This is a genomic window from Breoghania sp. L-A4 (assembly GCF_003432385.1).
Classification (GTDB): Bacteria; Pseudomonadota; Alphaproteobacteria; order Rhizobiales; family Stappiaceae; genus Breoghania.
Genome location: NZ_CP031841.1, coordinates 379595 through 405578, shown reverse-complemented (window position 1 = coordinate 405578; position 25984 = coordinate 379595). Strand labels below are relative to the sequence as shown.

At 64.8% G+C, this 25984-nt stretch carries 22 protein-coding genes and 1 pseudogene; 6 read left to right on the top strand and 17 right to left on the bottom strand.

Going from position 1 to position 25984, the window contains the following annotated elements; all coding sequences use genetic code 11:
• Positions 1-67: 67 nt before the first annotated feature.
• The gene (locus tag D1F64_RS01930; protein ID WP_248304577.1) at positions 68-2242 is read right to left on the bottom strand and encodes a primosomal protein N'; all 2175 of its coding nucleotides are present in this window, start codon (positions 2240-2242) and stop codon (positions 68-70) included.
• A gap of 338 nt (positions 2243-2580) precedes the next feature.
• On the opposite strand from D1F64_RS01930, the gene fsa reads away from it, so the two are divergent.
• The 5 genes from fsa (at position 2581) to D1F64_RS01905 (ending at position 6861) form a co-directional block, all read left to right on the top strand.
• A complete protein-coding gene (gene fsa / locus D1F64_RS01925; protein ID WP_117411045.1) occupies positions 2581-3234 on the top strand; it encodes a fructose-6-phosphate aldolase in 654 nt (217 codons plus the stop codon).
• A 220-nt stretch (positions 3235-3454) separates the two neighbouring features.
• Positions 3455-4777 (top strand): DUF1835 domain-containing protein, encoded by a 1323-nt coding sequence (locus D1F64_RS01920; protein ID WP_117411044.1) that lies wholly within the window; start codon positions 3455-3457, stop codon positions 4775-4777.
• 53 nt (positions 4778-4830) lie between these two features.
• Positions 4831-5775, top strand: coding sequence for a tyrosine recombinase XerC (locus D1F64_RS01915; RefSeq protein WP_117411043.1), 945 nt, complete (start codon positions 4831-4833; stop codon positions 5773-5775).
• A gap of 212 nt (positions 5776-5987) precedes the next feature.
• The gene (locus D1F64_RS01910) at positions 5988-6452 is read left to right on the top strand and encodes a hypothetical protein (RefSeq protein WP_117411042.1); all 465 of its coding nucleotides are present in this window, start codon (positions 5988-5990) and stop codon (positions 6450-6452) included.
• 190 nt (positions 6453-6642) lie between these two features.
• On the top strand, positions 6643-6861 hold the full coding sequence (locus D1F64_RS01905) for a hypothetical protein (RefSeq protein ID WP_117411041.1): 219 nt from the start codon (positions 6643-6645) through the stop codon (positions 6859-6861).
• An 83-nt stretch (positions 6862-6944) separates the two neighbouring features.
• Here D1F64_RS01905 and lpdA read toward each other — a convergent pair whose 3' ends face one another.
• The 11 genes from lpdA to D1F64_RS01850 form a co-directional block, all read right to left on the bottom strand.
• Complete coding sequence (lpdA, locus tag D1F64_RS01900; RefSeq protein ID WP_117411040.1) at positions 6945-8351, bottom strand: dihydrolipoyl dehydrogenase; 1407 nt, start codon at positions 8349-8351, stop codon at positions 6945-6947.
• Positions 8352-8399: 48 nt separating this feature from the next.
• The gene (locus tag D1F64_RS01895; RefSeq protein WP_162901225.1) at positions 8400-8852 is read right to left on the bottom strand and encodes a hypothetical protein; all 453 of its coding nucleotides are present in this window, start codon (positions 8850-8852) and stop codon (positions 8400-8402) included.
• A 31-nt stretch (positions 8853-8883) separates the two neighbouring features.
• Entirely contained in the window at positions 8884-10098 is a 1215-nt protein-coding gene (gene odhB, locus D1F64_RS01890; protein ID WP_117411038.1) for a 2-oxoglutarate dehydrogenase complex dihydrolipoyllysine-residue succinyltransferase, read from the bottom strand.
• A gap of 120 nt (positions 10099-10218) precedes the next feature.
• Positions 10219-13206, bottom strand: coding sequence for a 2-oxoglutarate dehydrogenase E1 component (locus D1F64_RS01885; RefSeq protein WP_117411037.1), 2988 nt, complete (start codon positions 13204-13206; stop codon positions 10219-10221).
• Positions 13207-13377: 171 nt separating this feature from the next.
• The gene (gene sucD / locus D1F64_RS01880; RefSeq protein WP_117411036.1) at positions 13378-14289 is read right to left on the bottom strand and encodes a succinate--CoA ligase subunit alpha; all 912 of its coding nucleotides are present in this window, start codon (positions 14287-14289) and stop codon (positions 13378-13380) included.
• Positions 14290-15492, bottom strand: coding sequence for an ADP-forming succinate--CoA ligase subunit beta (gene sucC, locus D1F64_RS01875; RefSeq protein ID WP_117411035.1), 1203 nt, complete (start codon positions 15490-15492; stop codon positions 14290-14292).
• A 79-nt stretch (positions 15493-15571) separates the two neighbouring features.
• Positions 15572-16534, bottom strand: coding sequence for a malate dehydrogenase (gene mdh / locus D1F64_RS01870; RefSeq protein WP_117411034.1), 963 nt, complete (start codon positions 16532-16534; stop codon positions 15572-15574).
• 167 nt (positions 16535-16701) lie between these two features.
• Positions 16702-17853, bottom strand: coding sequence for a cell division protein ZapE (gene zapE, locus D1F64_RS01865; RefSeq protein ID WP_117411033.1), 1152 nt, complete (start codon positions 17851-17853; stop codon positions 16702-16704).
• 237 nt (positions 17854-18090) lie between these two features.
• On the bottom strand, positions 18091-18912 hold the full coding sequence (locus D1F64_RS01860) for a hypothetical protein (protein WP_117411032.1): 822 nt from the start codon (positions 18910-18912) through the stop codon (positions 18091-18093).
• A gap of 96 nt (positions 18913-19008) precedes the next feature.
• Positions 19009-19605 carry an AprI/Inh family metalloprotease inhibitor gene (locus D1F64_RS01855; RefSeq protein WP_117411031.1) on the bottom strand — a complete coding sequence of 199 codons (597 nt, stop codon included), beginning with the start codon at positions 19603-19605 and terminating at the stop codon, positions 19009-19011.
• A gap of 165 nt (positions 19606-19770) precedes the next feature.
• Entirely contained in the window at positions 19771-20190 is a 420-nt protein-coding gene (locus tag D1F64_RS01850; RefSeq protein WP_117411030.1) for a low molecular weight phosphatase family protein, read from the bottom strand.
• A 390-nt stretch (positions 20191-20580) separates the two neighbouring features.
• Between D1F64_RS01850 and D1F64_RS01845 the strand changes: the two genes are divergently transcribed.
• Positions 20581-21165, top strand: a complete 585-nt coding sequence (locus D1F64_RS01845; RefSeq protein WP_117411029.1) for a TetR/AcrR family transcriptional regulator — start codon at positions 20581-20583, stop codon at positions 21163-21165.
• Between the two features lie 85 nt (positions 21166-21250).
• Here the strand turns inward: D1F64_RS01845 and D1F64_RS01840 are convergent, their stop codons facing one another.
• From D1F64_RS01840 to D1F64_RS01820, 5 genes and pseudogenes are all read right to left on the bottom strand, one after another.
• Entirely contained in the window at positions 21251-21625 is a 375-nt protein-coding gene (locus tag D1F64_RS01840) for a VOC family protein (protein WP_117414353.1), read from the bottom strand.
• 40 nt (positions 21626-21665) lie between these two features.
• Positions 21666-22315: pseudogene (msrA, locus tag D1F64_RS01835) on the bottom strand (peptide-methionine (S)-S-oxide reductase MsrA).
• Between the two features lie 127 nt (positions 22316-22442).
• Positions 22443-23840, bottom strand: coding sequence for a cell envelope integrity protein CreD (creD, locus tag D1F64_RS01830; RefSeq protein WP_162901224.1), 1398 nt, complete (start codon positions 23838-23840; stop codon positions 22443-22445).
• 457 nt (positions 23841-24297) lie between these two features.
• Complete coding sequence (gene sdhB, locus D1F64_RS01825; protein WP_117411027.1) at positions 24298-25077, bottom strand: succinate dehydrogenase iron-sulfur subunit; 780 nt, start codon at positions 25075-25077, stop codon at positions 24298-24300.
• 49 nt (positions 25078-25126) lie between these two features.
• On the bottom strand, positions 25127-25966 hold the full coding sequence (locus D1F64_RS01820) for an FkbM family methyltransferase (RefSeq protein ID WP_117414352.1): 840 nt from the start codon (positions 25964-25966) through the stop codon (positions 25127-25129).
• Positions 25967-25984: the final 18 nt, after the last annotated feature.

Sequence of the window (25984 nt, the reverse complement as noted above, 5' to 3'; positions counted from 1 at the left end):
CTGGCCGCCGTTCGCCATGTGACGCCCGGCGCGTGAAGCAGGCCCGATGGCGCCGGACCGAATGCGGCTACATGAAACTTTGCGGGTCGATGTCGATCTGGGCGCGCAGCGATCCGCGCGCCTTGGGCGCCACGGCCAGCCAGCCGCGCAGGTAGGCCTGCAGATCGATCTTGCGGTCGGCCTGGATGAGAATCCGGAAGCGGTGGCGGCCGCGCACCAGCGCGAGCGGCGCATCCGCCGGCCCAAGCACCGCGACGCGATTGTCACGCGGGGCGGCCTGCGCGAAGGCGCGGGCATAGGCGTTGGCCTGCGCCCGATCCTCGCCTGAGATGACGATTCCCGCAAGACGGCCGAACGGCGGCAGCCCGGCGAGCCGTCTGGCTTCAATCTCGGCGCTGTAGAAAGCGTCCCGGTCACCCGACAACATCGCCTGGATCACCGGGTGCTCGGGCGCATAGCTTTGCAGTATCCCATGGCCGCCGCCGCCGATACGCCCGGCGCGTCCGGTCACCTGGGCAAGCAATTGGAAGGTGCGCTCGGCGGCACGGGGATCGCCATGCGCCAGCCCGAGGTCCGCGTCGACCACGCCGACCAGCGTCATCATCGGGAAATTATGCCCCTTGGCGACAAGCTGCGTGCCGATGACGATGTCCACGCCGCCCTCCTCGACCAACTTCAGCTCCTGGCGCATGCGCTCCGGTCCGCCGAGATTGTCCGAGGACAGCACCAGGGCGCGCGCGTCGGGGAAAAGAGCGCGCACTTCCTCGGCGATTCGCTCCACGCCGGGGCCGCAGGCCACCAGCGAGTCGGCGGCGCCGCATTCCGGGCAGACATCGGGCTTGCGCTCCTGATGGCCGCAGTGGTGACACACGAGCTGACCGCGGAACCGGTGCTCGACCAGCCAGGTGGAGCAATTGTCGCACTGGAAGCGATGGCCGCAGGCGCGGCAGAGCGTCAGCGGCGCGTAGCCGCGCCGGTTGAGAAACAGCAGCGCCTGCGCGCCTTTCTCGATGGTCGCCTTCAGGGCGTCGACCAGCGTCGGCGCCAGCCAGCGCCCGCGTTCGGGACCATGGCTGCGCATGTCGACGGGTTCGATGCGCGGCATTTCCGCGCCCGTGGCGCGCTCGCTGAGCACAATGCGCCGGTAACGGCCGACATCCGCATTGACCCGGCTTTCGATCGCCGGCGTCGCCGACGACAGCACCACGGGAAAATCCGCCAGATGGCCGCGCACCACCGCCATGTCGCGCGCCGAATAGGGCACCCGGTCATCCTGCTTGAAGGCGGTGTCATGCTCTTCGTCCACGATGATCAGCCCGAGCGTCTTGAAGGGCAGGAAAAGCGCCGAGCGCGCGCCGACGACCACCTGAACGGTGCCGTCCGCCACCCCGCGCCAGACGCGCGCGCGCTGCTTGGGCGCGAGATCGGAGTGCCATTCCGCCGGTCTTCCGCCAAAACGCGCCTCGAAGCGTTCGAGAAACTGCGCGGTCAGGGAAATCTCCGGCAACAGTATCAACGCCTGCTTGCCCGCTTTCAGCACCTCCGCCACCGCCTCGAAATAGACTTCCGTCTTGCCCGAGCCGGTGACGCCGTCAATGAGCGTGACGGAATAGCCGCCCTTTGCGGAGGCGCGCAGCGCCTCGGCCGCCTCCTGCTGCGCCGGCGTCAACTCGCGCCCCGGCTTGTCCGGATCCAGCGCCGCGAGCGGCGAGGCCGCCGGCATGGCGACGATCTCCAGCGCGCCGAGTTTCACAAGCCCGCCCACGACCGCGGAGCTGACGCCCGCCTGATGGGTGAGCTCCGCCCGGTTCCAGGCCTGACCATCCGACGCCAGTTCCAGCACCCGCTCGCGCGCCGCCGTCATGCGCTCGGGCACCACGGTGCCGACGCGAATGCCCTTGACCGGCGGCTCGGGCTCCAGCGCGTCCCGAAGCCGCACCACCATGCGCAGCACCAGGCCGGGCGGCGACAGCGTCCAGTTGGCGACCCAGTCGATGAACCGGCGCATGTCGTCGTCAAGCGGCGGCGCGTCATATACATGCGCGATGTCGCGCAGGCGTTTGGACGCAACCGCGCCATCGGCCTCGCCATCCCAGACCGCACCGATGACCTCGCGCGGGCCGACCGGAACGCGCACGATGGACCCCGGACGCACCGTCATGCCCGGCGGCACCCGGTAGGACCACGGGCCGTCCACCGCGACCGGCACCAGAACGGGAACGACGAGAGGCTTGTCCGACAACACGGGGTCCAACGATCTTGAGGCCTGAGAATCCGGCGCACCGGCGAAACACGATCAGCGTGCCTCCGCCGAACGGTCTAGCGTACAAAGCCTGCCTACCGCAAAGCACGGAAACGATTTCCCTTGCCTGGCGCGAGGCGGCGTCATCCCCGGAACGCAACTTTCGCGCAAATCGGCGCGGTCATTTGCGCAACTGAACACGAATTTCGCGCGAATTCGGGGTGCGATTCGCGTCGCATTACTATAAAGAAACGCCGAAAGCGTCCGCCATCGGGCGGCCGGCATTTTCAGGCCCGGACCTTGAATCCGGACACAGACCTTCAGGAGCGACCGACCCCATGAAATTCTTCGTCGATACCGCCGACGTCACGGAAATCCGTGAAATGGCCGAAACCGGCCTTCTCGATGGCGTCACCACCAACCCCTCGCTGATCCTCAAGTCGGGCCGCGACGTGCGTGAGGTGATCACCGAGATCTGCGGTCTGACCGACGGCCCGGTGTCGGCGGAAGTGGTGGCGCTGGAAGCCTCCGCGATGATCGCGGAAGGACGCGAGCTTGCGAAGATCGCGAGGAACATCGCCATCAAGCTGCCAATGACCTGGGATGGCCTGAAGGCCTGCAAGACGCTGACCGGTGAGGGCCACATGGTCAATGTCACCCTGTGTTTCTCCGCCAACCAGGCGCTGTTGGCCGCCAAGGCCGGCGCGACCTTCATCTCGCCGTTCATCGGCCGGCTGGATGATCTCGGCGTCGACGGCATGGAGCTGATCGCCGAGATCCGCGCCATCTACGACAATTACGATTTCGAGACCGAAATCCTCGCCGCCTCGATCCGTTCGGCCGACCACGTCAAGCAGAGCGCGATTGCAGGCGCCGACGTAGCAACCGTGCCGCCGGCCGTGCTCAAGAGCCTGGTCAACCACGCGCTCACCGACAAGGGCCTGCAGCAGTTCATGGACGACTGGGCGAAGACCGGCCAGAAGATCCTGTAATCCAAGCATCTGCAAACGCGATGAAAGGGCGTCCCGCGGGGCGCCCTTTTTTGTTGCGCCGTATCGTCCCTCGCGGCACAGTTCTACTCGGCGCTCCGGTCGGCGCCGCCTCTGTCCGCGGAAAGGGCTGCGCCCGCGACCTGACAAAGCGACGACTTCGCGCCTCGACACCCACTCGTTCTGGCTGGCGGACACAGATACATCGAGATTGGGTCCATTCATGTCCGAAAATCCCGTCCTCAGCGACGACGAACGCCCGCTTTCCCTCCCCCAGCAGAAGAAACAGGCCAAGGAGCTTCGCGACGGCATGCGCGCAGGAACTCCCGCCGCGCTCGACCGATTCCGGCGTCATCATCCCAAGGCATCCGAACTCGCCCCGGCAGACATGCCCGAGCGGTTCTCCGCGCTTGCTGACGCGCAGCTCGTGATCGCGCGCGAACTGGGGGTGCAGAGCTGGCCGCGACTGGTGCATCACATCGCCCGCATGGACGACGCGCGACGCGCAATCGCGCGCAACGCACCGGCTCCGGATGGCGCCCGCGCGACCCTGCACGTGCGCTGCGGCTCCGACATCCGTGAAGGCCTGCGCGCGGCAGGATTCTCGGGAGAGTTTCTGGAGTACTCCGACCCGCTCTGCCAGGGCCCTTTGGTCCGGCCCGCGAATGACCTCGATCCAGTCTATTTCGATCTGCGTGCGACATTCATCGACACGCACGACATCGGCCCCGGGCCGGGCTGGCAGCAGGTGCGCGCCAGCATGATCGACCAGCAGCAACGGCTGATGGCAGCCGGCAGCTTCGACGAGATCGTCCTGTGGTTCGAGCATGATTCCTACGACCAATTGCTGCTCGCCCGTGCGCTCGACGTGCTCGGACGGCATGCGGGCGACACGCCCGTGTCGATCGTCAGCTTGGACAGCTTTCCCGGCATCGAACGGTTCAACGGCCTGGGTCATCTCTCGCCCGTGGCGCTGCGTCGGATCTTCTCGGACCGGCAGCCCGTCACGGCCCCCATGGTTGCGGCCGGGACGGCTGTCTGGGAGACGCTTTGCGGACCCTCGCCTCTGCCACTGCATGCAATCGCGACGCGCCGCGCATTGCCCGGCCTGCCCTATATGGCGAGAGCCTTGATACGCCATCTTTCGGAGCTGCCCGGCAGTCGCGACGGCCTGTCGCTCACCGAGAGACTGACGCTCGATATCCTGCGTGACGGCCCCAAACGCGGCGGCCACATCTTTCGCGCGCTGGTGCTTGAACGCGAGCCGCTGACGTTTCTTGGTGATCTGATGTTCTGGTCCATCTTGGCGGGCCTGCTCGATGCCGACGACCCGGCGCTGGAGGTGATCGATGGCGGCCGGAATGATCCGGCGTCCGCGACATTCGCACTCACCGCAATCGGCGAGGCGCTTGCGATCGGAATGCGCGACTTCGGCTGTTGCGGGCCTGTCGCCCGTTGGGTCGGCGGAACCCGGTGCTTTTCGGATCCGGACTGGCGATGGGACCCGGTCCAACAAATACCGGTTGCGATCCCCGCGCGGCTTTGAGACTCTCGACGCAACCGCCGCTGAATCACCCGGAAGCCGGACAGATCCGCTCGATGACCGCACCCGCCCCCCTCGTCATCGCCACGCCCGCCCTGATGCGGCTGGTGTCCGACTGGCTCGACCATCTGGGATCGGAGCGGCGGCTCGCCGACAAGACCCTGGTCGCCTACGATCGCGACGTGCGGCAGTTCCTCTCCTTCCTGACGCTGCACAACGGCGGTGCGCCCGGACCCGAAGCGCTCGGCGCGCTGCTGCCCGCCGACATCCGCGCGTTCTTCGCAAGCCGCCGGCGCGAGGGGATCAGCGGCGAAAGCCTGGCCCGCGGGCTGGCGGGGCTGCGGTCGTTTCTCGGCTATCTGGAGCGCCAGGGGCTGGCCAATGCGGCCGCGGCGCGGGCCGTGCGGGCGCCGCGGCGCAAGAAGAGCTTGCCCAAGCCCGTGTCGGCGGAGGCCGCACGCAGGATGGTCGACGCGGAGGAGGCGCTCGACGAAGAACCCTGGATCGGCGTGCGCAACGCCGCCGTGCTGACGCTTCTCTACGGCTGCGGGCTGCGCATTTCCGAGGCGCTGTCGCTGACCCGGGCACAGGCGCCGGAACCCGGCGTCGAGGTCATCCGCGTCACCGGCAAGGGCGGCAAGCAGCGGATCGTCCCCGTGCTGCCCATCGTCAGCGAGGCGGTGGCCGCCTACATCGCCCTGTGCCCCTACCCGCTGGCCGCGGACGGCGCACTGTTTCGCGGCGCGCGCGGCGGACCGCTGTCCCCGCGCATCATCCAGCTTGCAGTGCAAAGGCTGCGCGGCGCGCTCAACCTGCCGGACACCGCCACACCGCATGCGTTGCGGCACTCCTTCGCCACGCACCTTCTTTCAGGCGGCGGCGATCTCAGGACCATTCAGGAACTGCTCGGCCACGCCAGCCTGTCGACCACGCAAGTCTACACGGATGTGGAAACGGAGCGCCTTCTGCAAGTGTACAAGCAGGCTCATCCACGCGCTTGACGCGCCTTAACTTGGTCCAGTTTTCAACATAACTACGATTTGAATCGATTGTGATTTATCGCTTTCTCGCTTCCAATAGATAAACGGCGCCGACAATTTTCGCCGCATAAAAGGGCGACGTCTGTGCCCGATCGCACAATTTACCAATGCTTCATTTCAATCTGTAACAATGCACGAGAGCTGGAGGCACAACGCCTGAAAGGAGGGCCTTCATGACGAAAGCTTCCTCATTCAAATCGCAGGCAGTCGGCATTTTCGCCCTCGTCTTCGCCGTCGTCGCCATTGGCGGCACGACGCTGGCCGTGGTCTATGAACGAGCGAGCAACCCGGAGTTCAACGCGTGTTACGCCCCGGAGACCGGGGTGTGGCGCAACCGGAATGCGCGGTCGGGCGACGTCAGCCGGATCGAGGTGGAAACCGAGTGCCAGGACAACCGTCTGGTGCATCGCACGCGGACCTTCACCAAATGCGCGCCGCGCGATTGCACCTGGGGCTGGACGAAAGGTATCCGGGCAGGCAATGGCCGTTTCCAGGCCATCTACACCACCTATTCGGCGCACCGTTTCGTTGAGCTGGCCGTCAACGACAGCCGCATGGACGCCTACGTGGAAAACGATTTCCACGACCCGCGCAAGAAGCGCGAGCGGCAGTCCTTCACGCTTCGCCGCGCCGACTGATACCAGCGATTGCGAAGAATGACGCGGCGGCGCACGCGGTGGCCCGTGCGCGGCCCTTTGCGGATGGTTTCCGTTACGGTATGCTGACGACGGCTGAGGGATCGCGCGCCCAGACGACGCATAGCGTGACGGGCGCGATACCGCGCGCAGGGTCCCAGGATCAGCGCAGCCACATCAGCAGGAGATTCACATGTCCCGCAAGATTGCAACGTTTGGCCTGGCATCGGTTTTCGCGCTTGCCGCCTCCGCCGCCTTCGCCTGCCCCTTCATGAAGCAGGATCAGGTGACCCAGGCGCCCATGTCACCCATCGCAAGCGTCGAGGAGCCCATGTCCAGCGCGCTTGCCACAAACGATCTGGAGACGCTGCCGCAGGTCGAGGCCGCGACAGACGACAAGACCGACGAATAGGGCCTGAAAGGAGCAAAAGCCCGGGCGCACGTCCCGGGCTTTTGTGAGTCCACGCGATTGATTGCGCGCCTTGCGGCGCGCGATCACATATGGATCGGTTTGCCGTAGGTCGCCATGGCAGCCTCGCGCACAGCTTCCGACTGGGTCGGGTGCGCGTGGCAGGTACGCGCGAGATCCTCGGATGAACCACCGAACTCCATCAGCACCACCGCTTCGTGGATCATCTCGCCGGCGCCCGCGCCGACGATATGCGCGCCCAGAACGCGGTCGGTTGCGGCATCCGCCAGGATCTTCACGAACCCGTCCGTATGACCCATGGCCCGGGCGCGTCCGTTGGCCGTGAAGGGGAACTTGCCTGCCTTGTATTTGACGCCGGCAGCCTTCAGCTCCTCTTCCGTTTTGCCCACGGATGCGACTTCCGGCATCGTGTAGACCACTCCCGGGATGACGTCGTAATTCACGTGGCCGGCCTGACCGGACAGGATCTCGGCCAAAGCCGCGCCCTCGTCCTCGGCCTTGTGCGCCAGCATCGGACCCGCGATCACGTCGCCAATGGCGTAAATGCCGTCCACATTGGTCTTGTAGTGCGCGTCGGTCTTCACCCGGCCGCGCTCGTCCAGCGCAACCCCGACCTCTTCAAGGCCGAGCCCGTGCACGTAGGGGCGACGGCCGATGGCGACGAGCACCACATCGGCCTCCAGGGTCTCGGCAGCCGCTTCGCCGGCGGCCGGCTCGACGACAACCTCGAGCGTCTTGCCAGATTTTTTGACGCCGGCGACCTTGGACGACAGCTTGAAGATGATGCCCTGCTTGGCCAGCATGCGCTGGAACTGCTTGGCGACATCGTTGTCCATGCCCGGCAGGATACGATCGAGGTATTCGACCACGGTCACCTCGGCGCCGAGACGGCGCCAGACAGAGCCCAGCTCCAAACCGATCACACCCGCGCCGACGACGATCATCTTGCCAGGAACCTTGTCGAGTTCCAGCGCGCCGGTGGAGGAGACGATTTGCTTCTCGTCGATTTCGACGCCCGGCAGCGGCGTCACATCGGACCCCGTGGCGATGACGATGTTCTTCGCCTCGAGAACCTGCGTCTTACCGTCCTCAAGCGCGACCTCAACCTTGCCTTTGCCAACAATCTTGCCGGTGCCCTGGAAGGCCTCGATCTTGTTCTTCTTGAACAGGAAGCCGACGCCGGAGGTGTTGGCGTCCACGACCTGCGTCTTGTGGCCCATCATTGCCTTCAGATCGAGCTTCGGCTTGCCGACCTTGATTCCGAACCCTTCGAAGGCGTGGCCGGCTTCCTCGAACAGCTCCGAGGTGTGCAGCAGCGCCTTGGACGGGATGCAGCCGACGTTCAGGCAGGTTCCACCATGACTGGCGCGCTTCTCGACAACGGCGACCTTCTGGCCGAGCTGGGCCGCCTTGATGGCGCACACATAGCCACCGGGGCCGGAGCCGATGACGACGAGATCATATTGGGACATTGCAGTCGCCTTTTGCTATTCGGACGCGGCCCTTGGCCGCGCGGATCATTATCTCGGGATCAGTCGCTCGGAGGCGAGGCCCTTGCTCCAGGTCCCGTTCAGGGTCCCGTCGGTGTTCACCACATAGGTCACCGGATCGGCCTGGCCCCAGTCGATGACCAGCACGTTGCCGACGAAGCCGCCCTCGCCGCGGTAGACATCACGGCCGATTTCCCAACGAAAATAGACGTCATCGCCGCGCACCGTGATGAAAACGCGGCCGCGATAAGGCGTGCCATTCGGGTTGCGGCCATCCACGCTGTACTCGCCCTCGAGCCAGCGGATATCGCGGGCGGCAAGCACCAGTCCACCCGCAGTGGTGGCCGGCGTACCGGGTATGGCCATCGCCGCGCCCGCCGGCGCGCCCGGCAAGGTGCCGGATGCGGCGGCGGGGAGGAGTGCGACGGCCAGTGCGGCCGCCATGACGAATGCGCGACCGCGTCTTGCTGATACGACGACCATTGCCATCCTCCGAAATGCGCCTTGACTGTTGTCAGAGATCCAGCACGAGACGCTGGATGTCTTCCAGGCTTTCCTTGACGCGCACAAGGAAGGTCACCGCTTCCTTGCCGTCGACGATACGGTGATCGTAGCTCAGCGCCAGATACATCATCGGGCGGATCTTGATCTCGCCGCCAACCGCCATCGGACGGTCCTGGATCTTGTGCATGCCCAGGATACCGGACTGCGGCGCGTTGAGGATCGGCGTCGACATCAGCGAACCGTAGACGCCGCCGTTGGAGATCGTGAAGGTGCCGCCCTGCATATCAGCCATGCCGAGCTTGCCGTCGCGCGCCTTGCGGCCGAGATTGGCGATTTCCTTCTCGATCTCGGCGATCGTCATCTGGTCGGCGTCACGCACCACCGGCACCACGAGGCCCTTCTCCGTGCCGACCGCCACGCCGATGTGGCAGAAGTTCTTGTAGATGATATCGGTGCCGTCGACTTCGCCGTTGACCGCCGGGATTTCCTTCAGCGCATGGCAGACGGCCTTGGTGAAGAAACCCATGAAGCCCAGCTTCACGCCGTGCTTCTTTTCGAACAGGTCCTTGTATTGCTTGCGCAATTCCATCACCGGCCCCATGTCCACCTCGTTGAAGGTGGTCAGCATGGCGGCGGTGTTCTGCGCGTCCTTCAGCCGCTTGGCGATGGTCTGGCGCAGCTTGGTCATGCGCACGCGTTCCTCGCGCGGACCGTCTTCCACGGCCACCGGGGCGCGAACGGACGCGGCCGGAGCCGAGGGCGCGCTCGTGCCCGCCTCGATCGCCGCCATCACGTCGCCCTTGAGAACCTGACCGCGTTTGCCGGTGCCTTCGACGGCTGCGGCGCTGACGCCCTGCTCGGCCATCAGCTTGCGGGCCGCCGGCGCCGGGGGCATGTCGGCTCCGCCTTCAGCCGGAGCCGCCGGAGCCGCGGCGGGCTTGGAGGCAGGCTCAGCCGGAGCGGATGCGGCAGGGGAGGACGCGCCGGAACCTTCCTTCAGCATGCCCAGAAGCGCGCCAACCTCAACGGTGACGCCCTCTTCGACGACGATGCTCTCCAGCACGCCTGCGGAGGGGGCAGGCACCTCGATGGTCACCTTGTCGGTCTCAAGCTCGACCAGCGGCTCGTCGGCCGCTATCGCATCGCCGGGCTTCTTGTACCACTGCGCGATGGTGGCTTCGGTCACGGATTCGCCCAGCGTGGGCACGCGGATTTCCGTTGCCATGATCCTCGTCTCTTCGCTTTGCAGCCTTGCTGCTGTGTGAATTCAATAGTCGTGTGTCAGTGGCACCCGACCGAGCTGCGGGAACCAGGGCCCGCACCCCATCGGGACGCGAGCCATTGATCAACCTTCCGCGAAGGCTTCGGCCAGGAATGCCTGGAGCTGCGCCTGATGCTTGGACATGAGGCCCGTGGCCGTGGCCGCGGCGGCCGGGCGACCGACGTAGCGGGGACGTTTGTGCTCCGCGTCGATCTGCGTCAGCACCCATTCGATGTAGGGCTGGACATGATACCACGAGCCCATGTTCTTGGGCTCTTCCTGACACCACACCACATCGGCATTCTTGAAGCGGCCGAGTTCGTGCACCAGAGCCTTGGTCGGGAACGGGTAGAGTTGTTCGACGCGCAGCAGATAGACGTCGTTCAGACCCAGCTTTTCGCGCTCTTCCTGCAAATCGAAATAGACCTTGCCGGTGCAAAGCACGACGCGACGGATCTTGTCGTCCTTGGCGAGCTTGATGCCTTCTTCGGGATGCAGTTCCGCGTCGTCCCACAGGAGACGATGGAAGCTCGAATCCGGCCCCAGTTCCTCCAGCGTCGACACGCAACGCTTGTGGCGCAGCAGCGACTTCGGCGTCATCAGGATCAGCGGCTTGCGGAAGTCCCGGTTCATCTGACGGCGCAGGATGTGGAAATAGTTGGCCGGCGTCGAGCAGTAGGCGACCTGCATGTTGTCCTCTGCGCACATCTGCAGATAGCGCTCCAGACGGGCGGAGGAATGCTCCGGACCCTGGCCCTCGTAGCCGTGCGGCAGCAGGCAGACGAGGCCCGACATGCGCAGCCACTTGCGCTCGCCCGACGACAGGAACTGATCGAAGATCACCTGCGCGCCGTTGGCGAAGTCGCCGAACTGCGCTTCCCACAGGGTCAGCGCGTTGGGCTCGGCCAGGGTGTAGCCGTACTCGAAGCCGAGCACCGCTTCCTCCGACAGCATCGAGTTGATGACCTCGTAGCGCTCCTGGTCCTTGCTCAGGTTGGCGAGCGGGATGTAGCGATCCTCGGTCTCCTGATCGTAGAGCACGGAATGGCGCTGCGAGAAGGTACCGCGTTCCACGTCCTGCCCCGACAGGCGCACCTTGTGGCCGTCCATCAGCAGCGAACCGAAGGCGAAAGCTTCCGCTGTGGCCCAGTCGATGTTCTTGCCCGTCTCCAGCATCTTGGCGCGATTGGCGAGGAAGCGGCGGATGGTGCGGTGGGCGTTGAAACCCTCCGGCACCGACGAGAGCTTTTCGCCGATGTGCCGCAGCATGTCCATCGGGATGCCGGTCTGGCCGCGGCGCGGGTCGTCGAAGTCGACCGCCTGCTTGAAGCCTGTCCAGCGCCCGTCCAGCCAGTCCGCCTTGTTGGGCATGTAGGACTGACCGGCCTCGAACTCCTCGTCGATGGTCGCGCGCCGGTTGGCGCGCATGGAATCCAGTTCCTCGCCCGTAATGATGCCTTGAGCGATCAGCTTGTCGGCGTAGATCTGCAGCGTCGTGGGATGCTGGCGGATCTTGGCGTACATGATCGGCTGGGTAAACGCCGGCTCGTCGCCCTCGTTGTGGCCGAAGCGGCGGTAGCAGAACATGTCGATGACGACGGGCTTGCCGAACGCCTGACGGAACTCGGTTGCGATCTTGGCCGCGAAGACCACCGCTTCCGGATCGTCGCCGTTCACATGAAAGATCGGCGCCTCGATCATCTTCGCCACATCGGACGGATACGGCGAGGAGCGCGAGAAGCGCGGATTCGTCGTAAACCCGATCTGGTTGTTGATGATGAAGTGGATCGAGCCGCCGGTGCGATGCCCACGCAGGGCCGAAAGGCCGAAGCATTCCGCGACAACGCCCTGGCCGGCAAACGCCGCATCGCCGTGCAGAAGCAACGGCAGCACCTTGGATCGATCGACGTCGACCGTTTCCACCCACTTGCCGTCGACCGTGGAATGCTGGTCCTGCTTGGCCCGCGCCTTGCCCAGCACCACCGGATTGACGATTTCCAGGTGCGAGGGATTGGCGGTCAGCGACAGATGCACGTTGTTGCCGTCGAACTCCCGGTCCGACGAGGCGCCGAGGTGATACTTCACATCGCCCGAGCCTTCCACGTCGTCGGGCGTGAACGACCCACCCTTGAACTCGTGAAAGATGGCGCGCAACGGCTTGCCCATCACCTGGGAGAGCACGTTGAGGCGGCCGCGGTGGGCCATGCCGAGGACGATTTCCTTCAGGCCGAGCTGGCCGCCGCGCTTGATGATCTGCTCCAGCGCGGGCAGCAGCGCCTCACCGCCATCAAGGCCGAAGCGCTTGGTGCCGGTGTATTTCACGTCCAGGAACTTCTCGAAGCCCTCGGCCTCGATCAGCTTGTTGAGGATGGCGCGCTTGCCTTCCGGCGTGAAGGTGACCTGCTTGTCGGGGCCTTCGATGCGCTCCTGGATCCAGGCCTTCTCCGCCGGATCGGAAATGTGCATGAACTCGACGCCCAGCGTCGAGCAATAGGTGCGCTTGAGGATCTCGAGCATCTCGCGGATGGTCGCGAACTCGAGCCCCAGCACGTGGTCGAGGAAGATCTTGCGGTCCCAGTCGGCGTCGGTGAAGCCGTAGGTGACCGGATGCAGCTCGACGTGATCCTTGGGCGGCTCGAGCTTCAGCGGGTCGAGATCCGCATGCAGGTGGCCGCGCATGCGGTAGGCGCGGATCATCATCAGGGCGCGCACGGAATCGCGCGTGGCCTGCTGCACCTGCGCCTCGGACATCTCGTTGCCCTTGGCCGCCGCCTTGCCCTTGATCTTGTCGCCGATCGCCGCTTCCGTCGCCGGCCAGTCACCGTCCAGCGCGGAAATCAGATCGCCGGAATCGGGCCTGGGCCAGTCGGCGCGCTTCCAGGAGGCGCCCTTCGCCTGCTTGAGAACGTCATCGGGCGCGTCCTTCAGCTTGGAGAAGAAATCCTGCCACTCCGCGTCAAGGGAACCGGGATCCGTCTGATAGCGCGCATAGAGTTCTTCGATATAGGCTGCGTTGGCGCCGTAGAGGAACGACGTCAGTGCGAAAGCTTCGTTCGCGTCCTGCCGTGCCATTGTTTTGTCAGCGGGAGATCAGCCCCCGCCCCGCTCGCAAATGGCGCGGTATCAAACCGCGCCGGACTGAATTCTGAGGACGCAGTCGCACCCCCGCCAAGTGGATGTGCGGCCGCGTACGGCCGCACTCAGTTTAAAACGTCTTAACCGTTATAGACGCCAAAGCCTTAATCAGCCCTTGAGAACCTCGACGAGGGTCTCGCCGAGTTTCGCAGGCGACGGCGACACGCGGATGCCTGCGGCTTCCATCGCCTCGATCTTGTCTTCCGCGCCGCCCTTACCGCCGGAAATCACAGCACCGGCATGACCCATGGTGCGGCCCGGAGGCGCCGTACGGCCGGCGATGAAGCCCGCCATCGGCTTGGAACGGCCCTTCTTCGCCTCATCCGCGATGAACTGAGCTGCTTCTTCCTCGGCCGACCCGCCGATCTCGCCGATCATGATGATCGACTTGGTGTCGTCGTCGGCCAGGAACATCTCAAGAACATCGATGAACTCGGTGCCCTTGACCGGATCGCCGCCGATGCCGACGGCTGTTGTCTGACCGAGGCCGGCGTTGGTGGTCTGGAACACCGCTTCATAGGTGAGCGTTCCCGAGCGCGAGACAATACCCACCGAGCCCTTGTTGAAGATGGAGCCCGGCATGATGCCGATCTTGCACTCGTCGGGTGTCAGGATTCCCGGGCAGTTCGGACCGAGAAGCCGCGAGTTGGACTTCTCGAGCCGCGCCTTCACCTTGACCATGTCCATCACCGGAATGCCTTCAGTGATACAGACGATGAAGGGGATCTCGGCGTCGATGGCTTCGATGATCGCCGCACCCGCGCCTGCGGGCGGAACGTAGATCACGGAGGCGTCGGCGCCGGTGCGGTCCCTGGCTTCCGCCACCGATGCGAAGATCGGCAGCTTGGCTTCCGATCCGTTCACGTTGCCGGTCCAGAACTCGCCGCCCTTCTTGGGATGCGTGCCCGCCACCATCTGCGTGCCGTGATAGGCCAGCGCCTGCTCGGTGTGGAAGGTACCCGTCTTGCCGGTCAGGCCCTGAACGATGACCTTGGTGTTTTTATTGACGAGAATCGACATTTACGAGGCCTCCTTGACGGCAGCAACGATCTTCTGGGCGGCATCGTCGAGGTCGTCGGCCGCAATCACGTTGAGGCCGCTTTCGTTGATGATTGTCTTGCCGAGATCGACGTTGGTGCCTTCCAGGCGCACCACGAGCGGCACCTGCAGGCCGACTTTCTTCACGGCCTCGACCACGCCCTGGGCGATGATGTCGCAGCGCATGATGCCGCCGAAGATGTTGACGAGAATGCCCTTCACGTTCGGATCGGCGGTGATGATCTGGAACGCGGCCGTCACCTTCTCCGTGGTGGCGCCGCCACCGACGTCGAGGAAGTTGGCCGGCTCCGCCCCGTAGAGCTTGATGATGTCCATGGTCGCCATGGCCAGGCCCGCGCCGTTGACCATGCAGCCGATCTCGCCGTCAAGCGCGACATAGGCGAGGTCGTATTTGGACGCCTCGATCTCCTTGGCGTCCTCTTCGGTCAGATCGCGCAGCGCCACCACATCCTCGTGACGGAACAGCGCGTTGCCGTCAAACGAGACCTTGGCGTCGAGAACGCGCAGTCCGCCGCCGCCGCCGAGCGTGATCAGCGGATTGATCTCCAGCAGGCTCATGTCCTTTTCGACAAAGGCCTTGTAGAGGATCGGGAACAGCTTCATGCCGTCGGCGCGGGAGACGTCGTCGAGCTCCAGCGCGTCGCAGAGCTTGGCCGCGTCGGCCTCCGTGACACCGGTTTCCGGGTCGATCGGCAGGTTGTGGATCTTCTCCGGCGTCGCTTCCGCGACGGCCTCGATGTCCATGCCGCCCTCGGTGGAGACCACGAAGGCCACCTGGCCGCAGGTGCGGTCGACGAGCAGCGAGAGATAGAGCTCGCGGTCGATGTTGGCGCCGTCCTCGATGTAGAGACGGTTCACGACCTTGCCGGCGGGGCCGGTCTGCTTGGTCACCAGCGTGTGGCCGAGCATTTCCTTGGCGTTGGCGACCACCTCGTCGATTGACTTGGCGAGACGCACGCCGCCTGCCGCGTCAGGGCCGAGTTCGGTGAACTTGCCCTTGCCGCGACCGCCCGCGTGGATCTGGGATTTGACAACGTAGACCGGTCCGGGCAGCGCCTTCGCTGCCGCTTCCGCCTCCCCAGCGGAAAAGATCGGAATGCCTTCGGCGACAGGCGCGCCATAGCTCTTCAGAAGCGCCTTGGCCTGGTATTCATGTATATTCATGCTCGGTGTCCCCCGAGTGGATTTCGGTACTGGTGATGAGAAAAAGGGGAGACTGATCCCCCCTTTTCCGATCCGTGCCTCAGGCTAGTGCCGGCTGGATTTTCTTGCAGGCCTCCACGAGGCCGTCGACGGAGGCGACCGATTTCTCGAACATCGCCTTCTCGTCGGAGGTGAGATCGATTTCGATTACACGCTCAACTCCACCGGCGCCGATCACGGTCGGGACGCCGACATACATGTCGCTCAGGCCATACTGGCCGTCCAGGTGCGCGGCGCAGGGCAGCACGCGCTTTTTGTCCTTGAGATAGGATTCCGCCATCATGATGGCGGCCGCGGCCGGCGCATAGAAGGCCGAACCGGTTTTCAGCAGACCGACGATTTCGGCGCCGCCGTCACGGGTGCGCTGAACGATTTCCTCCAGGCGCTCCTTGGTGCACCAGCCCATCTTGACCAGATCCGTCAGCGGCACGCCGGCGACTGTGGAATAACGGGTGAGCGGCACCATGGTATCGCCGTGGCCGCCGAGCACGAAGGCGGTGACGTCCTCGACGGAAACGTCGAATTCGGCCGCCAGGAAGTAGCGGAAGCGCGCGCTGTCTAGCACGCCGGCCATGCCGACGACCTTGTTGGCGGGCAGGCCGGAGAACTTCTGCAGCGCCCAGACCATCGCATCCAGCGGGTTGGTGATGCAGATGATGAAGGCGTCGGGGGCGTATTTCTTGATGCCCGCGCCAACCTGCTCCATCACCTTGAGGTTGATCTCGAGCAGATCGTCGCGGCTCATGCCCGGCTTGCGCGGCACGCCGGCGGTGACGATCACAACGTCGGAACCGGCGATGGCTTCGTAGGTGTTGGTGCCGGCGAGCTTCGCGTCGAAGCCGTCGACCGGCGATGATTCCGCGAGATCCAGGGCCTTGCCCTGCGGTACGCCTTCGGCAATGTCGAAGAGAACGATGTCACCAAGCTCTTTGAGGCCGGCGAGATGAGCGAGCGTGCCGCCGATCTGGCCAGCGCCGATCAGCGAGATCTTGTTCCGCGCCATATTCGTTGGTTTCCCTTTACGTAAACTGCACCTGCGGCCATAGATCATATGGTCGCGGTGTCACTACTCTGTTTACCCGTCAGGTGCAAGGTGTGCACCGCCAGATAAGGCTTTCAAGTGGCAAAAAATGCCGGCATTTTCACAAATTGAATGAATCGCGTCCAAATTCAGTCGCGCGATTCGCCAGCCAGATACGCTTCCGAGCGCATCTCGATCAGCCGCGACGCGGTGCGGTCGAATTCGAAGCTCTCGACCCCTGAAGATGCATGGTAAAGTTCAGTGGGCTCGGCCGCCGCCGACACCACGAGCTTGATCCGGTTGTCGTAGAGTGCGTCGATCAGATTGATGAACCGCTTGGCCTCGTTGCGGTTGTGCATCTCAAGCACCGGAATGCGGTCGATCATCAGCGTGTGATAAGCGTGCGCCAGACGCAGATAGTCCGCGGCACCCAGCGGTTTGGCGCACAGCTCGTCAAAGGTGAACCGCGCCACACCCGCGGCCGTCCGCGGCACCTCGATCCAGCGGCCCCTAGCCTCGAGCCTTTCGGCGCGCGCCGTCGCATGATTGGTCAGCCGGCCCCACAGGCGATCCATCTCGGCGTCCGCGGCTGCGTCCAGCGGCGTCACATAGACGGGATTGCCGGCCAGCTTCTCCAGCCGGAAGTCGGTGCGCGCATCCAGACGCAGCACTTCGACCCGCTGCTGCAGGAGCTCGACGAACGGCATGAAATGGCTCCGGTTGAGCCCGTTGGTATAGAGGTCTTTCGGCTCGACATTGGAGGTCGCGACGACGACAACGCCGGCGTCGAACAAGCGCGTGAACAGCCGCCCCAGCAGCATGGCGTCGGCAATGTCGGTGACGGAAAACTCGTCGAAGCACAACAGCCGCGTTTCCTCGGCGATCTGCGCCGCAACGGGCGGAATCGGGTCATCGCCCTTCAGCGCGCCGGACTTGATTAGCTGACGCACCGCGTGGACCCGCTCGTGCACGTCGGCCATGAATTCGTGGAAATGCACCCGCCGCTTGCGCTGCACGACAGCGAGATTGAAGAACAAGTCCATCAGCATGGTCTTGCCGCGGCCCACCGAACCCCAGATGTAGAGCCCGCGCAGCTTGTCGCGCGGCGGTTGGTTCTTGTTGAACAGCCAGCCCAGCGCGCTCTTCTTGGACGCCAGGCGCCGCTTGGAAAGCTCCAAATTCAGCGCATCGAGTCGCGCGATCACTGCCAACTGGGCTGGATCGGCCTCGACCTCTCCGGCGGTGACGAGGGTGTCGTAGTGCTCGCGAACGCTCCGGGTGAGCGGCAATGCTTGAGACATATCGGATTCCGGCTGGTCCGGGAGGACGCAGGCCCTTCGCGTTGAGGCAGACGCTTGCGGGAGGTGCTCCGGCACGGGGAGAGCTGTCAACGTCTATGCGGCTCGGTGATTCCACCTTGCCGCCCGTTGATCTAATGCATTTCTGCGGCGTTGAAAACCTGCCCGGGCCGGAAGGTCGGGCGGGACGGACATATCGGAGGGGCTCGATACGCGGATCGCGCGAAGGCCACCACAGAATCAGCTGATGAGCAGCACCGGCTCCAGCCCGGCCTGACGGTCGACGACCGCGGCGGCCCGGGCGACCAGCCAGCATTCGTCCTCGTTCGTCAGGTCCGCCTTGCGGCCGCGCCCATCAACCAGGATCCAGGCCTGGCCCGGCGTCGCCGCATCGACGCCGATATAATCGGCCTGGCGCATCGCCGCCTCGATCTCTTGGATCCCGGGCTCCCCGAGCCCCGGCACTGCCATGCCCGGCGGCGCGGAGTGGCCGTTGTAACCATTGACAGAGGCCGTCTCGAGCCGGCGCAACAAGGCATCGAGATCGGGAACGGCCGCCACCAGGACGCCGTGCTCTTCACCGGTAAAAATGTGGAAGCGGCACAGGGCCGGCACACTGGCCGCCTGAGGGAAGCGCCAGTGCTCGCCATCCTTGTGCGCGATGCCGACGTCAGTCCAGTCGATACGCGCCGACAGGTTGACGGTCTTCCGGCTGGCGTCCAGCACCTTGCGCAAGGCCTTGGGCATGCCACCGTCATCATCCGCGCGGATCTGCTGCTTTGGCTGAGCGGGCCGCGCCCGCGCCGCGGGCATACCGACCCCTTTGCGCCGGAATGTCACCTGGCGCCGGGAGATTTCCACCGACTCCACCCGCCAGCCGGCGGTGAGCCAAGCCTCCTGATGCACAAGAAGCCCGCCCGAATTGGCCCACCATGTCCGATGCTCGGTCGCACTGGCAGGCAGAGGCCCGCCGAGAATCTCTTCGATCTCGCTGAAACTCGGTGTCCACTCAATGTCCTGCAGCGCCGCGAGGTGCCGCTTCAAGGGATCGTATTTCGCCATTGTGGTCACATTTCCAAATGAACGTGACCATCGTTACATTTCCCGATACACAGGTCCAGCGGTCAAATCGCCGGACCCGCAGTTTGCCGCCGCTCCCTAACGGTAGAAGGCGATGGACTGGCCGACCGCCGTCTGGCCGTTAAACCGTTCCGGAGCGCTCTTGTAGAGATGCGCCAGAACGGCGCCCGAGGAATCCTTCAGCACGACCTGGGCGCCGTTCAGGTCCCACGCGGCGATCTGGCCCAACGGGCCCGCCGAGCAGCCACGCGTGCTGGCGCGATAGCCGCCGCTCCAGGTTGTCAGGTTCATGAACAGCTTGCATGTTTCTCCGCTCGCGGTGACGGTCCAGCCGCCCAGGACTTCGGTGCGTCCGAGCTGCGCGGCGCCCGCCGGCGCCGCCGTCGCGACCTGCGCCCCACCGGCGGGACCGCCGTCCTGAGCGGGATCGCCGGCGAGCGCCGGGTCACCGGCATTGGGGCCTGTGGCATAGGGGTCTTGCCCATAGGGACCACCCGGAGGGTTCTGCGATGGATCCGGCGTCAGCACCAGCGGCTGCAAAGAACCACCGTCAGCGACCGGCTGGGCGGGCACGGCCGGCAGCGGGTCCACCCGCGGACCGTAGTTGAGCCGCTGACAGCCGCCGACCAACGCCGTCACGCCGATGACGATCGCAACGACTGCGTTTCTGGTCATACCGTATCGCTCCTAATATCGATGTCCGCTCCAATATTAACCATGAATCCTAACAAAGGCTTCAGGATTGCGGAGGACGGCCGGCAATGATGCCCAAATGCGGCGCAATCGGGTTCGATGGGCCGAAATTCGCGTCTTGAGCGAAATATGAGACGCGGCGACGCGTCAGGCCGACTGCGGATTTGCCAGAAACCGCTGCACGGCCAGGCGAATGCGCCGAAACTGCTCATCCACGGGCAGCGCGGCGGATGCGGCGTCCGCCACCTCCCACAGGCAGTGCCGCGGCGCGCCGGTCCAGCACGGCTGGTGATCGCCATCGACCTCCTCGCTCAAGGCAATGACCATGTCGACGGCGGGTGCATGCGGAAGGGCAAATATGTCCCATGACTTGGGCGCCAGGACGTCGGTCTGAAAGCCCTCGCGGCGCAACAGCCTGTCGACGCCGGGATGAAGCCTGTCGGCGGGCATCCGGCCAGCGCTGAAGGCCCGGACCCTGCCCTTGCCGGCCGCGTTCATGCAGGCTTCCGCCATGGGCCCGAGCACCGCGTTGTCGGGACACACGAACAAAATGGTTTTCTGCGACATACCGCCTCCTCCCGGGCGCCGGATCAGATCGGCGGCTCGGCTCGTCGTTCCGGACAACAAGTCCGCAACAGTGTTCCAGCACGCCGACTCGGACGGGCGGTCCGATGGCCTCAGCGCACTGCGTACGGGCGTGATATAGGGCTGTGTGCCGACGCGGATGTGACAACGGGATGGTATTTTCGAGGCAACGTGAAAAAGCTGTCAAAAGGCTGAGATACTTGATGAAATGAGATTCTCCGCGATCGCGGCGCCACGGTGCGCAGGGCCGCGCGAAAGCTTTCGGTCGGGCGCGTCGCGGACCCAGGAACCCATCCGGCGATTGATTATTGATTTTCTTTGTGATTATTCACAGGCAAGAGCACGCAAGATGATCCATGCGCCCGGGATGACATGAAGCCTACCATCGACAAATCGACGGCGATCCTCAACGCGGCGGCCAGACGGTTTCGCCGCGACGGCTTCACCAAGACCTCGCTTGCCGACATCGCCGCGGACTGCTCGATCTCGATGGCGCATATCTACAATTTCTACGACAGCAAGATCGCGCTCGCCTGCGCGGTCGTGGAAGGCGCGGTCGAGGAGATCATCGCGACTATCGAGATGGGCATCGCTCAGGAAGCTCCGGCCACGGAGCAGATGACCCAGGCGCTGTTGCTGGAATTCGACACCACCTACCGGTTTTCCGAGAACAACACAGGATTCCTCAGCTGTCTCAACGCGGTGTCGGAAAAGCGCGCCGAGTTCTGGGGCAACCTGCTGCGCCGCTTGCGCGGGCCGCTGACCGCGATCCTGCGCAACGGCCGCGACACCGGCGTGTTTCCCTTGCGCGATCCGGCGCGCACCGCCGAACTGGTGCAGACCGCCATGATGCCGTTCCGCTTCCCGCAACGGCTCGGCCCGACGCGGCAGGCGCGGTTGCGCGCCGACTGCTTCGGCGTGGTGGAACTGCTGGTCTATGGGGTGACCGGCCGTTAGGCGTCGCCATGCGGGCGGACATCAAGAGGCTCGTATCCGAGACTGATTTTTAATTCAGATAATCAGCGACTGACCGTCCGCCTTGTCACCCTGGCAGGTGGCAGACGGCCTCGATGTTGCGGCCATCAGGATCAAGCACAAACGCCCCGTAGTAATGCTCGTGATAATGCGGGCGCAGGCCCGGCGCGCCGTTGTCGCGCCCGCCGGCGGCCATCGCGGCTGTGTAGAACGCATCCACCGTCGGGCGGTCAAACACGGTGAAGGCCACGTGCACAGGCCCGCTCAGGGGCGTCTCGCTCGGACCGATCCAGAATTCCGGATGCTCGCGGCCATAGCCCAGCACACCGCCAGCCTCGGGCACCTCCATCAGCAGTTTGATGCCCATCGGGGCAAAAGCCGCATCATAAAAGGCGCGCGACACATCAAGGTCGGACACCGCGAAACCAATATGATCAAGTATTCCCACGCCAGCCTCCCCGGCTCTGTCCCAAGTTCACCGACTACGATCCCTCGTGCGCGATGCCCTGGAACGCCTGGTCGCCCCAGACCGCCCGCACCCGCGCGTCGCGGCCGCAACCCTCGCGGTAGCCCTTATAGGCATATGCGCGAGTCACATAACCGAAGCGCGACAAGACACGTTCCTCGCTCTTGTAATAGCCCTGATGATAGTCCTCCGCCGGCCAGAAGGCCGAAGCCTGTTCCACCGGGGTGACGATTTCCTTGCCCAGCGACATCTGGGCGGCGTCGATGGCGGCGCGCGCGGCCTTGGCCTGGGCCTCATCGAGCGCGTAGATGGCGGTTGAATAGGAGAACCCGCGGTCGCAGAACTGGCCGCCCGCATCGGTCACATCGACAGAGCGCAAGAAGATGTCGACCAGCTTGCGATAGCTGACCACGGCCGGATCGAACTCGATCTTCACCACCTCGCGGTGGCCGCCGTCGTCATATGTCTTGTAGGTTGGGTTCTTGGTCGTGCCCCGGAATATCCCGAGACCGTCTCGCTGACACCGGCGACATGATCGAAATCGGATTCCACGCACCAGAAGCAGCCTCCGGCGAAAATCGCGGTTGCGGCTGAGGCGGGCGCAATGGCGAGACCGGACAGCGAGCCGGTCAGGGCGAGGATGGCGGCGAAAACATATGAACGCATGGGGATCTCCGAAAAACTGTCAGCGATTCACATAGGCTCTTTCGCGCGCACCGTCACCCGTCGGCGTCCCCGCCTCGCGCGAGTGTGATGCGACGTGAAATCCCATGAAGAGCCGGACGGCCGACGACTACTCCGCAGCCACGCCCTCCAACGGCGCATCCACAGGCGCGGGTGCGCCACCCGACCAATCGACGTTGCGAGTCGCCAGCATGGTCGCGGCAAGCGCGACAAAGGCGACGATGGCGCCGGCGAGAAGCGCGTAGTCCTGGTCGTTGAGGATCAGATAGAGCACGCCGTAGACAACCGTCAGCGCGGCGGCCGTGATCGCGCCCGAGGCCCGGCTGCCGGTGGCGCTCCCGACGTAGGCACCGACCAGCGTAGTGGTCGCCAGAAAGGCGATCAGATAGGCCCAGGCGAAGCCCACCTGCTCGGTAAGGGCCAGCAGCAGGACGAAGAAGACGACCAGGGCGAAGCCGACCAGCAGGTACTGGATCCAGTGCAGCCGCCAGCCCGAGCGCAGTTCCAGGACAAATACCGCCATGAACGTCAGGCCGAAGAACGCGACGGCGTATTTCAGCGCCCGGGCCACGGTCTGATAGATGCTGAGCGGATCAACGAAATTGACCTCGATGGACGCGTCGATCGGCAGGGCCTCCGCGACAATGGAGCTTGCGACGCCGCGCGCCAGATAGGGCACCGACCAGCGGGCGGAAAAGCCGTCATCGCGGATGTCACGCGTGTCGGGCAGATACCGTCCCGCAAAGCCGGGGTGGGGCCAGTCCGACGTCATCGCGAGCGTTGTCGACTGTCCGGCGGGCGCAAAGGAGATGGCGCGCGACCCGTTGAGCGCCAGCGTCGTGGCGAAGGAGAACCCACCGCGCCATTCGCTCTCGCTCACCGGCAGGTGGATGGCCGATCCCCGGGACCCGCGTCCTGCCCGCTCGTTGCCGCCCGGACCAGGTGCGAAGGGGCGCGGCGCGCCGCCGTTGATGCGCATGGCCACGTCATTCTTGATCGCCCGCACATCGCCGATGCCGATCACAACGAAGGCCTCCATCGGCAACAGGGTCACCGCGCCTTCCGCCGACAGGCTGTCGGGGTCGATGGTGGCCGGCGCGAACCGGCCCTTCAGGTCGATCGCGCCGCGAAACACAGGCAGCTTGAAGATTGACCGGTGCCGTTCCTCCACCCGGGCGTCCGCCGTGATGTCGAGACTTTCGGGAAACAGGAAAACGGTGCTGCGGCTCACCCGGAACCGGGGTTCATCGTTTTTCCCCGTGTCGGCAAGCGGGATGCGCGTCACGAACGGTACCGCCAGGACAGGGCCGACCACCGATTGCTGCTGCCCCCAGGCATTGGCGATGTCGTTGCCGACCTCACGCGCCCGGTCCGCCCGCTCTTCCACCAATCCCCAGACCAGCATCGTCGGCACCAGCAGGAGTAGGGTGAGGCAGCCGATTGCGATGAATTTCGTGGCGGGCAGGCGCGTGATGCGCTCCACCGCCGCATTCCCCTTGACGGTCATCCCCAACCTCCGCTTTGATCCCTGAAACATCCAAGGATAGTGGGAGGTCTCCGGCTAAATTGCGGGGGAACCGTGATCGTTTCGGGCCAAATTCGGGCCAACCCGGGCGGGGTCGCCCACAGAGACAAGAAGACCGCCCCTGCGGACGGCCTTTCGCATGTCATCGCGGTGCGCGAACCGGGTGCTAGAGCAGCGTTTCCTTGTTAAATGGGATCGATTCTGTTGGTCCAAACCGGTTCGATCCGCGAGGAAACGGGCGAACGGCGTAGCCCATGCTACGGCGGGGGCCGTTGACGCGGCGGACGGCCGGTTTCGACCAACCCTTTGGGCGGGATGAATTTTCCCGATTATCGGCGAGGCCCGTCTCGGCCATATCCGCGATATGCCCTTCGCCAATCCTCTTGATCCTCGACAAAACTCATCTCCGCAGAATGGTTCCATTTAACAAGGAAACGCTCTAGACCCGCCGCTCAACCATCATCTTCTTGATCTCGGCGATCGCCTTGGCCGGGTTGAGACCCTTCGGGCAGGCCTGGCTGCAGTTCATGATCGTGTGGCAGCGGTACAGGCGGAAGGGGTCTTCGAGATTGTCCAGGCGCTCGCCGGTGGCCTCGTCGCGGCTGTCGATCAGCCAGCGGTAGGCCTGCAGCAGGATGGCCGGGCCAAGATAGCGGTCGCCGTTCCACCAGTAGCTGGGGCAGGAGGTGGAGCAGCAGGCGCAGAGAATGCACTCGTAGAGCCCGTCGAGCTTGGCGCGGTCCTCGTGGCTCTGCAGCCATTCCTTCTGCGGCTCGGGCGTCACCGTCTTCAGCCAGGGCTCGATGGAGCGGTGCTGGGAGTAGAAGTGGGTGAGGTCCGGCACCAGGTCCTTGACCACCGGCATGTGCGGCAGCGGGTAGATCTTGACCGTCCCCTTGATCTCGTCGAGCCCCTTGGTGCACGCGAGCGTGTTGGTGCCGTCGATGTTCATGGCGCAGGAGCCGCAGATGCCCTCGCGGCAGGAGCGGCGGAAGGTCAGCGTGGGGTCGATCTTGTTCTTGATGTAGATCAGCCCGTCGAGCACCATCGGGCCGCAGTCGTCCTGATCGACGAAATAAGTATCGACATTCGGATTGGCGCCATCGTCCGGGTTCCAGCGGTAAATCCGGTACTCGCGGACATCCGTCGCGCCCGCCGGCTTGTCCCAGACCTTGCCCTCGCCCACCTTGGAATTCTTGGGAAGCGTCAGCTGAACCATTTCGTCGCTCCGCGTTGCGGCCCCGCTCGCAAGCCGGGCCCTGTCGGTCTCAGTCCGTGAGGACGAAAAACCCGTTGTCTTGCGTTTCGCCCACGCACCGGTAGCCCGAGGCCTCCAGGAAGGAGAGGCAGTCCTCGGCCCAATGCGCCTGGCAGTTTGTTTCCAGCATCACGGCGCGCGGCCAGAAAGCCTTCTCGCGCGCCCGCAGATACGGCAGAAGAACCCGGTCCTCGAACCCCTCGACGTCGATCTTCAGCACGTCGGGGCGGTCGATACCGGCGTCAGCCAGAAGGTCCGCCAGCGGTCGCACCGCAACCTCGAGCGGCCGCCAGTCGCCGGCCCATTCGCCCTGCGTCAGATCCTCGACCAGCGTGGCGAAGCCGCAATTCGACGGCTCGTGCCACAGGGTCAACGTGCTCTCGGCCTCACCCGCGGCGCTCTCGACCAACCGGATCGCGCCGGGCGGGCGCTCGCTGGCGTTTGCCGCAATGTTGAATGCAAGCTTGGATGCGGTCGCCGGATTGGCTTCCACCGCCAGCACGCGCGCGCCGCGTTGCGCGGCGAACAGGGCATAGGCGCCGATGTTCGCCCCCACGTCGACAAACGTCACGCCCGCATCGAGATAAGGCGCCAGCATGGCGTGCTCGGCCTTTTCCGGCAGCCGCCCCTTGGACAGCATCTTGCGGTCGTCATAGTTCTGGGCCGGATAGATCCGGAAGCGCAGGCCCTCGATTTCCGTATCATAAGGCCCGCTGAACAGCCGTGAGACGAGCCCGCGCAGCCGCTTGCGCAGGCCCGCCGACAGATCGTGCCGGTCCGCCAGCTTCCAGGCAAAATGGACCAGACCCTCGGCACGGTAGGTGCCGAAGGGGCTCGATGTGTCAGGCATGATCGCGGCGCTTGTCAC

Excerpts from the sequence above, each read along its gene's own strand:
- fsa (WP_117411045.1), top strand. The coding sequence starts at position 2,581 with ATGAAATTCTTCGTCGATACCGCCGACGTCACGGAAATCCGTGAAATG.
- D1F64_RS01920 (WP_117411044.1), top strand. The coding sequence starts at position 3,455 with ATGTCCGAAAATCCCGTCCTCAGCGACGACGAACGCCCGCTTTCCCTC.
- D1F64_RS01915 (WP_117411043.1), top strand. The coding sequence starts at position 4,831 with ATGACCGCACCCGCCCCCCTCGTCATCGCCACGCCCGCCCTGATGCGG.
- D1F64_RS01910 (WP_117411042.1), top strand. The coding sequence starts at position 5,988 with ATGACGAAAGCTTCCTCATTCAAATCGCAGGCAGTCGGCATTTTCGCC.
- D1F64_RS01905 (WP_117411041.1), top strand. The coding sequence starts at position 6,643 with ATGTCCCGCAAGATTGCAACGTTTGGCCTGGCATCGGTTTTCGCGCTT.
- lpdA (WP_117411040.1), bottom strand. The coding sequence starts at position 8,351 with ATGTCCCAATATGATCTCGTCGTCATCGGCTCCGGCCCCGGTGGCTAT.
- D1F64_RS01895 (WP_162901225.1), bottom strand. The coding sequence starts at position 8,852 with ATGGTCGTCGTATCAGCAAGACGCGGTCGCGCATTCGTCATGGCGGCC.
- odhB (WP_117411038.1), bottom strand. The coding sequence starts at position 10,098 with ATGGCAACGGAAATCCGCGTGCCCACGCTGGGCGAATCCGTGACCGAA.
- D1F64_RS01885 (WP_117411037.1), bottom strand. The coding sequence starts at position 13,206 with ATGGCACGGCAGGACGCGAACGAAGCTTTCGCACTGACGTCGTTCCTC.
- sucD (WP_117411036.1), bottom strand. The coding sequence starts at position 14,289 with ATGTCGATTCTCGTCAATAAAAACACCAAGGTCATCGTTCAGGGCCTG.
- sucC (WP_117411035.1), bottom strand. The coding sequence starts at position 15,492 with ATGAATATACATGAATACCAGGCCAAGGCGCTTCTGAAGAGCTATGGC.
- mdh (WP_117411034.1), bottom strand. The coding sequence starts at position 16,534 with ATGGCGCGGAACAAGATCTCGCTGATCGGCGCTGGCCAGATCGGCGGC.
- zapE (WP_117411033.1), bottom strand. The coding sequence starts at position 17,853 with ATGTCTCAAGCATTGCCGCTCACCCGGAGCGTTCGCGAGCACTACGAC.
- D1F64_RS01860 (WP_117411032.1), bottom strand. The coding sequence starts at position 18,912 with ATGGCGAAATACGATCCCTTGAAGCGGCACCTCGCGGCGCTGCAGGAC.
- D1F64_RS01855 (WP_117411031.1), bottom strand. The coding sequence starts at position 19,605 with ATGACCAGAAACGCAGTCGTTGCGATCGTCATCGGCGTGACGGCGTTG.
- D1F64_RS01850 (WP_117411030.1), bottom strand. The coding sequence starts at position 20,190 with ATGTCGCAGAAAACCATTTTGTTCGTGTGTCCCGACAACGCGGTGCTC.
- D1F64_RS01845 (WP_117411029.1), top strand. The coding sequence starts at position 20,581 with ATGAAGCCTACCATCGACAAATCGACGGCGATCCTCAACGCGGCGGCC.
- creD (WP_162901224.1), bottom strand. The coding sequence starts at position 23,840 with ATGACCGTCAAGGGGAATGCGGCGGTGGAGCGCATCACGCGCCTGCCC.
- sdhB (WP_117411027.1), bottom strand. The coding sequence starts at position 25,077 with ATGGTTCAGCTGACGCTTCCCAAGAATTCCAAGGTGGGCGAGGGCAAG.
- D1F64_RS01820 (WP_117414352.1), bottom strand. The coding sequence starts at position 25,966 with ATGCCTGACACATCGAGCCCCTTCGGCACCTACCGTGCCGAGGGTCTG.